This window comes from Kribbella sp. NPDC056861 (genome assembly GCF_040687575.1).
Taxonomy (GTDB): domain Bacteria; phylum Actinomycetota; class Actinomycetes; order Propionibacteriales; family Kribbellaceae; genus Kribbella.
Window position 1 is genome coordinate 744,011 of sequence record NZ_JBFBNQ010000001.1, and the last position, 13,273, is coordinate 757,283.

At 69.3% G+C, this 13,273-nt stretch carries 12 protein-coding genes; 6 read left to right on the plus strand and 6 right to left on the minus strand.

Features of this window, described 5'->3' with window-relative positions:
- The first annotated feature begins 41 nt into the window (after window positions 1-41).
- The gene (locus AB0P21_RS03400) at window positions 42-644 is read left to right on the plus strand and encodes a DUF3000 domain-containing protein (protein WP_363693451.1); all 603 of its coding nucleotides are present in this window, start codon (window positions 42-44) and stop codon (window positions 642-644) included.
- Window positions 641-1,930: an HRDC domain-containing protein gene (locus AB0P21_RS03405; RefSeq protein WP_363693452.1), complete on the plus strand. Its 1,290-nt coding sequence runs from the start codon at window positions 641-643 to the stop codon at window positions 1,928-1,930. Before AB0P21_RS03400 ends, AB0P21_RS03405 begins: the two co-directional genes overlap by 4 nt.
- Window positions 1,931-1,958: 28 nt before the next feature.
- Here AB0P21_RS03405 and AB0P21_RS03410 read toward each other — a convergent pair whose 3' ends face one another.
- The 3 genes from AB0P21_RS03410 to AB0P21_RS03420 are packed head-to-tail and all read right to left on the minus strand — an operon-like array spanning window position 1,959 to window position 3,808.
- A complete protein-coding gene (locus AB0P21_RS03410) occupies window positions 1,959-2,447 on the minus strand; it encodes a glutathione peroxidase (protein ID WP_363693453.1) in 489 nt (162 codons plus the stop codon).
- Window positions 2,447-3,136 carry a dienelactone hydrolase family protein gene (locus AB0P21_RS03415; protein ID WP_363693454.1) on the minus strand — a complete coding sequence of 230 codons (690 nt, stop codon included), beginning with the start codon at window positions 3,134-3,136 and terminating at the stop codon, window positions 2,447-2,449. The genes AB0P21_RS03410 and AB0P21_RS03415 overlap by 1 nt, the downstream gene beginning before the upstream one ends.
- A gap of 9 nt (window positions 3,137-3,145) precedes the next feature.
- Window positions 3,146-3,808: a hypothetical protein gene (locus tag AB0P21_RS03420; RefSeq protein ID WP_363693455.1), complete on the minus strand. Its 663-nt coding sequence runs from the start codon at window positions 3,806-3,808 to the stop codon at window positions 3,146-3,148.
- Between the two features lie 172 nt (window positions 3,809-3,980).
- On the opposite strand from AB0P21_RS03420, the gene AB0P21_RS03425 reads away from it, so the two are divergent.
- The 4 genes from AB0P21_RS03425 (at window position 3,981) to AB0P21_RS03440 (ending at window position 8,819) form a co-directional block, all read left to right on the plus strand.
- Window positions 3,981-5,186 (plus strand): thiolase family protein, encoded by a 1,206-nt coding sequence (locus tag AB0P21_RS03425; protein WP_363693456.1) that lies wholly within the window; start codon window positions 3,981-3,983, stop codon window positions 5,184-5,186.
- Complete coding sequence (locus AB0P21_RS03430; RefSeq protein WP_363693457.1) at window positions 5,183-7,300, plus strand: 3-hydroxyacyl-CoA dehydrogenase NAD-binding domain-containing protein; 2,118 nt, start codon at window positions 5,183-5,185, stop codon at window positions 7,298-7,300. The genes AB0P21_RS03425 and AB0P21_RS03430 overlap by 4 nt, the downstream gene beginning before the upstream one ends.
- A 143-nt stretch (window positions 7,301-7,443) precedes the next feature.
- The gene (locus AB0P21_RS03435) at window positions 7,444-8,349 is read left to right on the plus strand and encodes a DUF929 family protein (RefSeq protein WP_363693458.1); all 906 of its coding nucleotides are present in this window, start codon (window positions 7,444-7,446) and stop codon (window positions 8,347-8,349) included.
- A complete protein-coding gene (locus tag AB0P21_RS03440) occupies window positions 8,346-8,819 on the plus strand; it encodes a vitamin K epoxide reductase family protein (RefSeq protein WP_363693459.1) in 474 nt (157 codons plus the stop codon). The genes AB0P21_RS03435 and AB0P21_RS03440 overlap by 4 nt, the downstream gene beginning before the upstream one ends.
- Here the strand turns inward: AB0P21_RS03440 and AB0P21_RS03445 are convergent.
- From AB0P21_RS03445 to AB0P21_RS03455, 3 genes are all read right to left on the minus strand, one after another.
- Window positions 8,816-10,120, minus strand: a complete 1,305-nt coding sequence (locus tag AB0P21_RS03445; protein ID WP_363693460.1) for a hypothetical protein — start codon at window positions 10,118-10,120, stop codon at window positions 8,816-8,818. The two genes, AB0P21_RS03440 and AB0P21_RS03445, sit on opposite strands and share 4 nt — an antisense overlap.
- A gap of 105 nt (window positions 10,121-10,225) precedes the next feature.
- Window positions 10,226-11,704 carry an amino acid permease gene (locus tag AB0P21_RS03450; RefSeq protein ID WP_363693461.1) on the minus strand — a complete coding sequence of 493 codons (1,479 nt, stop codon included), beginning with the start codon at window positions 11,702-11,704 and terminating at the stop codon, window positions 10,226-10,228.
- Between the two features lie 72 nt (window positions 11,705-11,776).
- On the minus strand, window positions 11,777-13,159 hold the full coding sequence (locus AB0P21_RS03455; protein WP_363693462.1) for a hypothetical protein: 1,383 nt from the start codon (window positions 13,157-13,159) through the stop codon (window positions 11,777-11,779).
- Between the last annotated feature and the right edge of the window lie 114 nt (window positions 13,160-13,273).

Here is a 13,273-nt window from a genome sequence, read left to right on the forward strand (position 1 = left end):
GTCACCGGCGTCGGTGAGTAATCAGTCGTAGGCTGCGAAGCATGGGTGCCCGCAAGCAGGTCGACGCGCCACCCGCGGAATTTGCCGAGGCGCTCACGCAGTTGCGTGAGGCCCGGTTCAGGCCCGAGGTGTTCGTCGAGGAGATGCCCGCCCCGCAGCGGATCGCACCGCATGCGGCAGCGGTCAGTGCTGACGTGACTGTCGATGGCGACGATGTCGCCACCGGCCGCTTGGTCGTCCTCTACGACCCGGCCGGCAACGACGCCTGGCAGTCGACCTTCCGCTGTGTCGCCTACGTGCGCGCCGCGGTCGAGCCGGAGATGGTCACCGACGCGCTGCTCGGCGGCGTCGGCTGGACCTGGCTGATGGAGGCCCTGGCCGACCAGGGCGCGGAGTTCGTCGCCCCGAGCGGTACGGTCACTCGCGTGGTGTCCGAGAGTTTCGGCGGGATGGCCGATGACGAAGCGACGGCGGAGATCGAGATCCGTGCGTCCTGGAGCCCTGTCCCGGGCCCGGACGGGATGGCCGACGTGAGTCACCATGCCGAGGCTTGGGGCGAGGTGCTCTGTACAGCCGCGGGACTCCCGCCGGTTCCGCCGGGGGTGGTCGCGATGCCGACCCGGCGCGGTCAGCGGGGCAGATGAGCCCGGCCGATACCCAGCAGCAGCCCACGCCGGAGGATCCGGCCGAAGACCTCCCCCTGCTCGAACTGCGTGACGGACTGTCCGAGGTCATCGACACCGACCCGGCCCTGGCCGAGGTGGTCGAAGCCTTCCGGGCCGGCACCGGTCCGGTGGCCGTCGACGCCGAGCGCGCGTCCGGCTACCGCTACTCCCACCGTGCATACCTGGTCCAGCTCCGCCGCGAAGGTTCCGGCTCGGCACTGGTCGACCCGATCCCGTTCGGCGACCTGTCCTCGCTCGGCGACGCGATCATCGACGCCGAGTGGATCATTCACGCCGCGAACCAGGACCTGGCCTGCCTGGCCGAGGTCGGCATGGTGCCGCGCACCGTCTTCGACACCGAACTGGCCGGCCGCCTGCTGGGATACCCCAAGGTCGGACTGGCCTCACTGGTGGGCGAGGTCCTCGGCTACACGATGCGCAAGGAGCACTCGGCGGCCGACTGGTCGACCCGTCCGCTGCCGGGCCCGTGGCTGATCTACGCCGCGCTCGACGTCGAGATGCTGATCGAGCTGCGGAACGCGATCGAGGCCGAACTGCGCCGCGAAGGCAAGTGGGAGTGGGCCCAGCAGGAGTTCACCGCGATCCTCAACGCGCCGCCCCGTGAGCCGAAGGCAGACCCCTGGCGGCGTACGTCGGGCATGCATCGCGTGCGGAACCGCCGCAGCCTGGCCGTGGTACGGGCGTTGTGGGAGGCGCGCGACCAGATCGCGGCGTCGGCCGACATCTCCCCCGGCCGCATCCTGCCGGACGCGGCGATCGTCGAGGCCGCGGCAGCGATGCCGGTCGACCGCGACGCGTTGCAGCGCCTGACAGCCTTCAAGGGCCGCGGCGCGCACCGCCACATGCGCACCTGGTGGGAGGCGATCGAGCACGCTCGCCGCCTGCCCGACACCGAACTCCCCAAGCAAGGCCCCCGGTACGACGGACCGCCGCCGGCTCGCGCCTGGGCAGACCGTGATCCCGACGCGGCAGCACGCCTCTCGGCAGCCCGCTCGGCTGTCAGCGAGATCGCCGAGGCACACCGGCTGCCGACGGAGAACCTGCTCTCCCCCGACACGATCCGCCGGCTGGCCTGGACTCCCCCGGCCGAGGTGGACCTGACCTCGGTGACGACGTTCCTGCGCGAGCACAACGCCCGCGAGTGGCAGATCGGCCTGACCGGCGAGATCCTCACCGACGCGATCGCGACGGAAGCAGCACCGGCCACACCGCTCGAAGAAGAAGCCGACGACCCCACCGAATAGGTGACGCCGCCGGCCTCAGGCTGGTGGGTCAGGCGGGGAGCTGGGCCTCGATCGCGCTGACGACCTCGTCGGACTCCGGCAAGGTCTGTGGGCGGAAACGCGCCGCGACAGTGCCTTCCGGGGTCACCAGGAACTTCTCGAAGTTCCACTGCACGTCACCAGCGGCGCCGTCGGCGTCGGGAGTCGCGGTCAGTTCGGAGTACAGGGCGTGCCGGCCGTCGCCGTTCACCTCGAGCTTGTCGAGCATCGGGAACGTCACGCCGTACGTCATCGAGCAGAAGCTCTCGATCTCCTCGTTCGTGCCCGGCTCCTGGCCGCCGAACTGGTTGCAGGGCGCGCCGAGCACGGTGAAGCCGCGGCTCTCGTAGCGCTTCTGCAGGTTCTCCAGCCCCTCGTACTGCGGGGTCAGGCCGCACTTGGACGCGACGTTCACGACCAGCACTGCCTTGCCTTGGTAGTCGGCGAGCGAGGTGTCGGCGCCGTTGAGGGTCTTCAGCGAGATGTCGTACAGGCTCATCAAAATCCTTCGGTGGTAGGCAGGTGGCGGTTCAGGAAGGTTTCGGTGCGGTTCCACGCGAGTGCTGAGGACTCGGCGTGGTGGAAGGCGGGCATCGGGTTGTCGAAGGCGTGCCCGGCTCCCGGATAGCGGTAGATCTCGTTGTCCGGCCCGTCGACGGCCGCGATGATCTGGTCGACCTCGGCAGGCTTGAGGTACTCGTCGGCGTCGCCGAAGTGGTGCAGGCTGACCGCGTCCACGTCAGGTGCGAGCTCCAGCAACTGCGGCAGGGCAGATCCGTAGTAGCTGACCAGCAGATCGGCGGACGACGCGGCAGCCACGTTGAACCCCAGGCCGCCACCGAAACAGAGGCCGATGATCCCCACGCCCTGCTCGCGGCTGCGCAGGTAGTCCAGCGCGGCGACCGAGTCCGACACGGCCGTCGGCCAGTCGAGCCGCTGCACCAGACCGACCGCCTGGTCCAGGAGATCGGGCGCGGACTCGTCCAGCTCGGCGTCGTCCAGGCGCCAGTAGATCTCCGGCGCGACGACGTAGTACCCGAGGGTGGCCAGCTCGAGGCCGCGCTGCTGGATGTAGTCGGAGACCCCGAAGATCTCCTGGAGCAGCAGCAAACCCGGCCCGGTGCCGTCGGCAGAACCAAATTCCTGGGCGGGCATCAGCCCCGAGCCGGTATCAATCTCCAAGGTCACCCTTGGAGCCTACTGCGCTCTCAGCGACTCCCGCTGGTCAACCACCGCAGGTGCGGGGATCCACGCCTTGCACTCCTCGATGGCCGCGTTGAGCAAGTCGTAGAGCCGCCCGTCCGGGTTGGACACGCAGGCCTGCGAGATGCCCTCGACAGCGCAGGAGACAGCCCGTGGAGCCGTCCGGCGCGCGTAGTCCGGCGTACCGCGGTGTGGTCGGGCGGTGAACGTCCGGGCCCACTTCGCAGCCGCCGGCACTGCGTCGAGCGCCGCCTGGGCATCTGGGCGCAGACTGTCGAGTGGCCTGCCGTCCAGCGCAGCCAACTCGCGCTCCCCAACCAGCAGCGCGACAGCCAGGATGTACTGCCGCTCCTGCGACACCACCGGCAGCGCGTGCTCGATACAGATCGCCGTCACCCGCGGTACGACGTGTAGGTCGTCCGGGGTCAGACCGATCACCGATGGGATCAGTGGCGCCAACCGAGCTCGGCCGGCATCCGTGGTGCAGTCGTTGACGTCGCGGGCCACTCCGGCCAGCAGCGGATGGGTGCAGGCCGGGTGATCCGACCACGGCTCCCCCGCCAGATAGGACGCGAACTCCATGAAGCAGGCGCCCTTACGCGGATTACGGTGTTTGCCCCGCGACAGGACCGGGACGGAAAGTTCGATGTGATTCATCTGCGGCTCCAGAGACGCTCTTCGTCCCAGAATGCGCCCGATCGCCGCCCGATGCCACGGGTTGCGGCGATCTGCTTGTGAGCAGGGGCACAGGCGTGGCGGGTTGGGGTGATGTGTTACCGACGGGTAGCATCGTTCCTGCTCCCAGTCCTGAAGCACAGAGGAGGGCCTCGTGCCCCGTGAGATCCGCGATGTCGTCTTCGTCGACGGCGTTCGCACCCCGTTCGGAAACGGCAAGGCCACCGGTCTGTACGCCGAGACGCGCGCCGACGACCTGGTGATCAAGTGCATCCGGGAAATTCTCCGGCGCAACCCGTCGCTGCCGCCGGAGAAGGTGGAGGAGGTCGCCATCGCGGCCACCACCCAGATCGGCGACCAGGGCCTGACCATCGGCCGGACCGCCGCCCTGCTGGCCGGTCTGCCGAACACCACTCCGGGCTACTCGGTCGACCGGATGTGCGCCGGCGCCCTGACGGCGGTGACGACGCTCGCCTCCGGGATCGCCTTCGGCGCCCAGGACGTGGTGATCGCCGGCGGTGTCGAGCACATGGGCCGGCACCCGATGGGCGAGGGCGTCGACCCGAACCCGCGGATCATCTCCGAGAAGCTGGTCGACACCAGCGCGCTGGTGATGGGCTCCACCGCGGAGAACCTGCACGACCGGTTCCCCTCGATCACCAAGGCGCGCACCGACGCCTACGCGGTCGCCTCCCAGGAGCGCGCCGCCAAGGCGTACGCGAACGACCTGATCCAGCCGGACCTGGTGCCGATCGCGATCCGCTCGGCCGAGCACGGCTGGGGTCTGGCCACCGCCGACGAGCCGATGCGCCCGGGCACCACGCTGGAGGACCTGGCCAAGCTGAAGACCCCGTTCCGGCCGCACGGCCGGGTCACCGCGGGCAACTCCGCCGGGATCAACGACGGCGCCACCGCCGCCCTGCTCACGTCGGCCGAGGCCGCCGAGGAGCTCGGCCTGAAGCCGAAGATGAAGCTGGTCTCCTACGGCTTCGTCGGGGTCGAGCCCGAGGTGATGGGCTTCGGTCCGGTGCCGGCCACCGAGAAGGCGCTGAAGCTGGCCGGCCTGACCATCGACGACATCCAGGCCTTCGAGGTCAACGAGGCGTTCGCCGTCCAGGTGCTGGCCTTCCTGGAGCACTACGGCATCGCGGACGACGACAGCCGGGTCAACCCGTACGGCGGCGCGATCGCCTACGGCCACCCGCTGGCCTCGTCCGGCATCCGGCTGATGACGCAGCTGGCCAAGCAGTTCGAGCTGCGGCCCGAGGTGCGCTACGGCCTGACCACCATGTGCGTCGGCCTCGGCATGGGCGGCACCGTCATCTGGGAGAACCCGAACTTCGAGGGGAACAAAGCATGAGCGACCTGCAGAGCCTCATCGACGAGGCCGTCGCGATCGAGAACGACGAGCTCGTCACGCTCGCGCCGAGCCGCGACGTGGTACTGCCGAACAAGGCCGGCCTGCTCGCGCTGATCACCCTCGACAACGGTCACGACCACACCAAGCCGAACACCTTCGGCCCCAAGGGTCTGGCCGAGCTGAACAAGGCCATCGACGCGGCGCTGGCCCGTGAGGACGTGGTCGCGATCGGCGTCACCGGCAAGCCGTTCATCCTGGCCGCCGGCGCCGACCTGAGCGGGGTGCCGAAGCTGGCCGGCCGCGAGCAGGCGCTCAACCTGGGCAAGATCGGCCACGGCGTGATGCGCAAGCTGGTCGACGGCGGCAAGCCGTCGTTCGCCTTCGTCAACGGCGTCGCGCTGGGTGGCGGCCTCGAGGTCGCGCTGCACGCGCAGTACCGGACTGTCTCGGTGGCGGCGGGGATGCTCTCCACCCCGGAGGTCTTCCTCGGTCTGCTGCCGGGCTGGGGTGGCAACTTCCTGCTGCCGAACCTGATCGGCGCGGACAAGGCCGTCAAGGTCGTGGTCGAGAACGCGCTGAACCAGAACAAGATGCTGAGCGGCCCCGAGGCGGTCAAGCTCGGGATCGGCGACGTGCTGCTGGACTCGGCCGACTTCCTGGAGCAGTCGCTGATCTGGGCCAGCAAGGTGCTCACCGGCGAGATCACCGTGGAGCGACCGGAGATCGACCGCGGCGAGGCGTGGGACGCGGCCGTTGCCCGCGGCAAGGCGTTCGCCGACCTCAAGGTGAGCGGCGCGGCGCCCGCGCCGTACCGGGCGCTGGAGCTGATCGCGGCGGCCAAGGACAACGACCGTGATCGTGGTTTCGCGGCCGAGGACGAGGCGCTCGCCGACTTGATCATGAGCGAGGAGCTGCGCAGCGGCCTCTACGCCTTCGACCTGGTCAACAAGCGCGCCAAGCGGCCGGCCGGGGCGCCGGACAAGTCGCTGGCCCGCCCGGTCAACAAGGTCGGCGTCGTCGGCGCCGGTCTGATGGCGGGTCAGCTGGCGCTGCTGTTCGCGCGCCGGCTCGAGGTGCCCGTGGTGCTGACCGACCTCGACCAGGAGCGGGTCGACCGCGGTGTCGGCTACGCGCACGGCGAGATCGACAAGCTGCTCGGCAAGGGCCGGATCCGCCCCGACAAGGCGAACCAGCTGAAGGCGCTCGTCACCGGCTCGGTGGACCGCGCGGTCTTCGCGGACGCGGACTTCGTGATCGAGGCCGTCTTCGAGGAGCTGCAGCTGAAGAAGACGATCTTCGCCGACCTGGAGAAGATCATCCGGCCGGACGCGATCCTGGCTACCAACACCAGTTCGCTGTCGATCACCGAGATGGCGGCGGACCTGGCGCACCCGGAGCGGGTGGTCGGGTTCCACTTCTTCAACCCGGTCGCGATCCTGCCGCTGCTGGAGATCATCCGCGCCGGCCAGACCGACGACGCCGCGCTGGCGACGGCGTTCGCGGTCGGCAAGAAGCTGAAGAAGTCCTGCGTGCTGGTCAAGGACGCGCCGGCCTTCGTGGTGAACCGGCTGCTGACCCGCTTCCTCGGCGAGGTCAGCGCGGCGGTCGACGAGGGCACGCCGATTCCCGAGGCGGACAAGGCGCTCTCGGCGCTCGGCCTGCCGATGCCGCCGTTCGTGCTGCTGCAGCTGGTCGGCCTGCCGGTCGCGCTGCACGTCGCGGAGACGATGAACCGGGCGTACCCCGACCGGTTCGCGGTCTCGGAGAACCTCGCCAAGGTCGTTGCCGCTGGCAAGAGTTCCTTCTACACCTGGAGCGCCGAGGGCAAGCCGTCGGTCGACCCTGAGGTCGCGGCTCTGGTGACTGTCGGCGACAAGCCGTCCGGCGCCGAGGAGCTGCGCAGCCGGGTGCTGACGGCACTCGCCGAGGAGATCCGGATCATGCTCGACGAGGGTGTCGTGGCCGAGGCGCAGGACATCGACCTGTGCCTGCTGCTCGGGGCCGGCTGGCCGTTCCACCTCGGCGGCATCACGCCGTACCTGGACCGCAGTGGGATCGCCGAGAAGGTCAACGGCAAGCGGTTCCTGGCCAAGGGCGTCGCCGGCGTCGCGTAGTACCTCAGACTGCTGGGGGTCGGTGCGGTGCCGGAAGCCCGCTCCGGCCCCCAGCATTTTCTTCTCATCGCAACACTGTGTGCGGAACTTCCACGGTCGGTCACCAGTTGTCTCTTGTGGACGTCACCACAGCTGGGGAGAAGATGAGCAAGCGCGAGGAACAGAAGTCTCAGGCTCGGGAGAAGGCGGCCGCACTCGCGGCCACCCAGGCGCGGGCCGAGCGCCGCCGGCGGTTGATCCTCGCGATCGGCGCCGTCGTGGTCGTGGTCGTGGTGATCGGCGGACTGGTCGCCGTCCGCCTCGCCGGTGGCGGCAAGAAGGACGAGGCGGCCAAGCCCTCCGGCACGGCCGACACGAACCTCATCTCCACCATCGCGGGCATCCCGGCCGAGACCTTCGCCGCGGTCGGCAGCGACGGCGTACAGGCTGCGCCGGCGGCCATCACCGCCCCGGCCCTGACCGCCGGCGGCAAGCCGAAGGTGCTCTACATCGGCGCCGAGTTCTGCCCGTACTGCGCCGCGGAGCGCTGGCCCGTCACGGTCGCGCTCTCCCGCTTCGGCACCTTCAGCAACCTCGGCACCACCCACTCGGCCGCCGCCGACGTCTTCCCGAACACGGCGACGCTGTCCTTCCACGGCGCGAGCTACACCAGCCAGTACCTGTCCTTCACCGGTGTCGAGACGACCACCAACGAAGAGGTCAACGGGCGCTACGCCCCGCTGGACACGCCGACCGCCGAGGACCAGAAGACCTTCGACACCTACAACAAGCCGCCGTACGTGCAGAGCGGCGGGTCGATCCCGTTCGTCGACCTCGGCAACAAGTTCGTCTCCTCCGGCGCGACCTACACCCCCGAGGTGCTGGCCGGGAAGACGCAGGCCGAGATCGCAAACGCGCTCAAGGACGCGAACAGCCCGATCGCCAAGGCCATCGACGGCTCGGCGAACGTCTACACCGCCGCCCTGTGCAACCTGACCAACAACCAGCCCGCCGCCGTCTGCTCGACCGACGTGGTCAAGGCGGCGGCCGGCAAGCTCGGGAAGTCGTGAGCTCGACCGCCCGGCTCACGACGGGTCGCAAGCCGCTGGGCTGGATCTCCTGGGCCACCTTGGTGCTCTCGATCGCGGGAGTCGCAGTCGCGGCGTACCTGACGTACGAGCACTTCACCGCCGGTACGACGCTCGCCTGCCCCGACACCGGGGTGGTCAACTGCATGAAGGTCACCAGCAGCGAGTACTCCAAGCTGTTCGGCATCCCGGTCGCGCTGCTCGGTCTGGGGTTCTTCGTCGGGATGACCGCGTTGTCCGTGCCACCGCTGTGGCGGACGGCGTCACCGTGGCCGAGCCGGCTGCGGCTGGCGGCGGTCGTCGTGGGCGTCGTCTTCGTCTGCTACCTGATCTGGGCCGAGCTGTTCCAGATCGACGCCATCTGCCTGTGGTGCACGGTGGTCCACGGACTCACGCTCGTGCTGTTCGGCCTGGTGGTCATCCGCCAGGCGCTGCCACCGCTCGAGGACTAGCCCCGGAACTTCTTGACCGCGTTGACCAGCTCGGCCGGCGTCTTGCCCGTGTGCTTCTTGATGATCGCCGCGTACGCCGCCGGGCTGGTGTCGTGCAACGCCAGATCGGTGTAGAGCGACGCCATCCCCTTCACCCCTTCGGTCGACACCAGGTACTCCGTCGCCCACCAGGCCTGCCCGTACGACCGGTCGCCGTCCGCGTCGAACTGGGCCTCCCCCGGCAGCACCTTCATCGACGGCAGGTACTTCGTCCTCACCGTCTTGCGATACGGGTCGACCGTCCAGTTCGGGTCGTCCTCGATCGACCGGGCCCGCACGTACTCCGCGACGCCCTCGACCAGCCAGACCGGCGTCCGGACCCCGATCGGCACCGTCGCGACATGGGTCATCTCGTGCACCAGCAGGTCCTCGTCGAGGGTCTTGCGGACGGCCGGGTTGATGACGATCCGGCTGCCGACCGGCGCGACCGCCTTCACGCTGAGCGGCTCACCGTCGTACAGGGTGACGGCCTTGGCCGCGATCGTCCAGCCTGCGCCGGTACCGGCGGTCCACAGCATTGACATCACGTTCGGCTCGGACATCGCGACCACCATCACCGCGCCGTTCCAGGGTCTCGGCCAGTGCCGGCGGACGGCGGCGACCGCGGTCTGCGAGACCCCGCCGATCGTCCGGCCGAGCGCCGACTCGGTCTTGTCGACCACCACGACCACCTTGCCGCGGCGGATCACGGCGATCGGCTGGAAGTCCCACGGCTGCCGATGGCCGTCCTCGCTCAGCGTCTCGTCGATCGCGTCGTCGGCGACCAGGATCCAGCGATTGCCCTGGGCTACAAAGGTGTAGCCGAGATCGGTCTGCACCGGCTTGGGATCCAGGCCGGCCAGCTGGTAGCGCATCATCACCCGGGTGGAGAAGGCGCTCTTGCCGTACTTCGCCACCATCGCGGGCGCGGGCCGCTCGTCGGCGGCGAAGTACCGCAGGGTGGTGAAGCGGAACTGCCTGAGGTTGCCGAAGAGGACGCGCTGCTCGGCCACGAGTTTGGGTTGCCTGGGGTCGACCGAGGCGAGGAACGCCTTCAGATCCCCTTTGAGGACGGCGGTAGCGCGCTGGGCGAGGATCGCGTCGAGCGCGCTCTTGCGCGACTTCGCCGGGCCGGCGCTGATGCTGCCAGGGGCTTCGGCGGCGGCCGCAGTACCGCCTGGGACTGCGCCGTGATCCGGCCTGGTCGCGACGACGACACCGGCGGCACTCGCCAGCACCAGCGCGGCCGCGCCCGCGAACAGGCGTCCCCGCTGCATCACCATGCCCCGCTCCTCACCCCCAGGCCGGTCGGACGATATTACTCCCCGAACGACCGAAAAGGCCGCGTCCCCGGAACGAGGACGCGGCCTTTCAGAAGCGGTCGAGCGTCAGGCCTTGGTGCTCTCGCCGGTCCGCTCGGTGTGGCCGACCCGGCTCTTGCGGTAGCCGTAGACCGCGTAGACGATGAAGCCGAGCGCCATCCAGACCAGGAACCGGATCCAGGTCTCCAGCGACAGGTTCAGCATCAGGTAGATGCAGATCAGCGCCGCCAGCAACGGCACCACCGGGTTGCCCGGGACCTTGAACGAGCGCTGGATGTCCGGCCGGCTCCGGCGCAGCAACGGCACCGCGATCGAGACCAGCGTGAACGCGGCCAGGGTGCCGATGTTCACCATCTCCTCCAGCTTGCCGATCGGGGTGACGCCGGCCACGATCGCGACCGTGACGCCGATGCCGATCGTCAGCCGGTACGGCGTACCGAACTTGGGGTGCGTCTTGCCCAGCTTGGCCGGCACCAGGTGGTCGCGGCTCATCGCGAACACGACCCGCGCGGCGCCGATCATCAAGGTCAGCACCACGGTGGTCAGACCGGCCACCGCGCCGGCCGAGATGAGCGTCGCGAAGCCCGGCTTGCCGACCGACTTGAACGCCTCCGCCAGCGCCGCCTCGCTGCTGATGTCGGTGTACTTCACCATGCCGGTGATGACGATGCAGACCAGCACGTAGAGCACCGTGCAGATCGCCAGCGAGCCGATGATGCCGCGGGGCAGGTCGCGCTGCGGGTTCTTCGCCTCCTCCGCGGTCGTCGCGACCACGTCGAAGCCGATGAACGCGAAGAACACCAGCGAGGCGCCCGAGATCAGGCCCATCACGCCGAACGTCGACGGCGCCCCGGTGATCCACTGGATCAGCGGGGTGGTGATGTCGGCCTCGCCGCTCTCGGCCGGGATGCCCGGCGGGATGAACGGGCTCAGGTTGGACGCCTTGACGTAGAACAGGCCGGCGATGATCACGAACAGCACCACGAAGAGCTTGACCGCGACCAGCACCAGGTTGACCCGCAGCGACTCCTTGATGCCGATCGTGGCCAGGATCGTCAGCACGATCACCAGCAGCATCGCGAGCACGTTCACGTGACTGTCCGGGCCGATCGACTCGGGCCAGCCCAGCCCGATCTGCTCCAGGAACAACGCGGCGTACGTCGACCAACCCTGGGACACGACGCTTGCCCCGAGCATCAACTCGAGCAGCAGGTCCCAGCCGATGATCCAGGCGAAGATCTCGCCCAGCGAGAAGTAGGAGAACGTGTACGCCGAGCCGGAGACCGGCACGGTGGAGGAGAACTCCGCGTAACACAACGCGGCCAGCCCGCAGCAGATCGCCGCGAACACGAACGACAGCGCGATGCCCGGACCGGCGAACGCGTGCGCGGCCCGGCCGGTCAGGGTGAAGATACCGGCGCCGATGATGACGCCGATGCCGAAGACGGTCAGGTCGAGGGCGGTGAGGCGTTTCTTGAGCTGGTACTCCGGCTCGTCGGTGTCCGCGATCGACTGCTCGATCGTCTTGGTTCGCAACAGACTCATCTGTACGCCTCCTCAAACTCGGACGGAACCCCCCGAGCCTGCCAACCTGACGGCCCGAGGTCAAACCGCCACTCAGCGTTGAGGCTCGTACTCCTTGAGGTAGATCCAGAGTGTCGCCTCGGTGAACCCGGTGCGGGTCAGCAGGATCCGGTCCCGCGACGCCTGATCGGTACCGTGCCTGGCCAGATCCTCGTACAGCTCCTCGACGTCCGCCAGCCCCAGGCGCTTCACCAGGAAGCGGACGGCCAGCCAGCTCACGCCGTACACGTCGGTGGTGCTCTGGTAGAAGCCCGCGTCCGACGGCAGGGCCGTGAGCAACGGCAGCGCGTCGTCGATGACCTCCTGCTCCCACTTGCCGACCTCGTTGGGTCCGCTGATGGCTTCGATGCCACGCCAGGAGACGTACTCCGCGGCGCCCTCGGCCAGCCAGAGCGGCTCGTAACCGCCCAGGTCGGCGGTCGCGACGTGGGTGATCTCGTGCGACAGCAGGATCTCGTCGACGTCGTCGCGCTGGTTCGGGTTGATCACGATGTAGGCGCCGGCGACCGTACCGTCGGCGGTGTCCTGACCGGGCAGCGAGGAGAAGGTCGAGCCGGCGCTGGCCGCGGACTCGATGTCCTCGTCGGCGAACCGCGCGTCCCGGACGTCGGTGTCGTCGAGGGCCGCGATCAGCACGGTGCCCCGCCACTTGCGCGGCCAGTACGCGGTCACCTCGCCGAGCGCCTCGGTGGCCTCGGCAACGATCGACCGGCCGCGCTGGGTGTCGCCCTTGTCGACCAGGACCAGGACGCGCGGCGCGCGATGCACCTCGAAGCGGCCGAGGTCCCACGGCTCCTGATGCGCGCCCGGCCCGAGGTCCTTGTCAAGGTCGTTGTCGTCGGCCATGATCCAGCGGCCGCCACGGTGCACGAAGGAGTAGCCGAGCTCGGTGGTCACCGGGGCCAGGTCGACCTCGTGGATCTGGTAGCGCATCAGCACCCGGACCAGGTACGTCGTGGGACCGTGCTCGCGGACCGCCGCCTGGTCGAACCGCTCCTCGGCCTGGCTGTAGCCGATCTCGTCCAGGCCGAGCTCGACCAGGTTCGCGAACAGCACCTTCTGCGCCTGCCGCAGTTTGGTGTTCGCCGGGTCGACGTCCTGCAGAAACAGCTTCTCGTCGACGGTCCGGACGGCCTTGGCGCGGCGGAGCAGGATCGTGTCGACGGCCAGCCGGCGAGCGGCGATCGCGGCGGCCGTCTTGGACTGCGGCCGGCCGGTCTGGCTCGGCTTGGTCGTCGGCGGCTTGGTGAAGGGCGCGCTCGGCCTGGCCCGGGCATCCCGCTCGCGGTCGTCGACCGCGTAGATGACGCCGGCGGAGACCACGGCCACGGCAACAAGCAGGCCCAGCCAGCGGCGGGGCCCGTGGGGCGGAGCCTCAGCGCCGGACGGAGCGGCGCTAGGTGGTGTCGAACTCACGTCGGGTCGATTCCTCCGGTCCGCCCGTCTGCTACAGCCCGGCTACCCTACTCGGTCCTGCGAATTCCACCACCGACACGCCGGGTATACAAGTTGCCCCAGTTTGCCCCGACC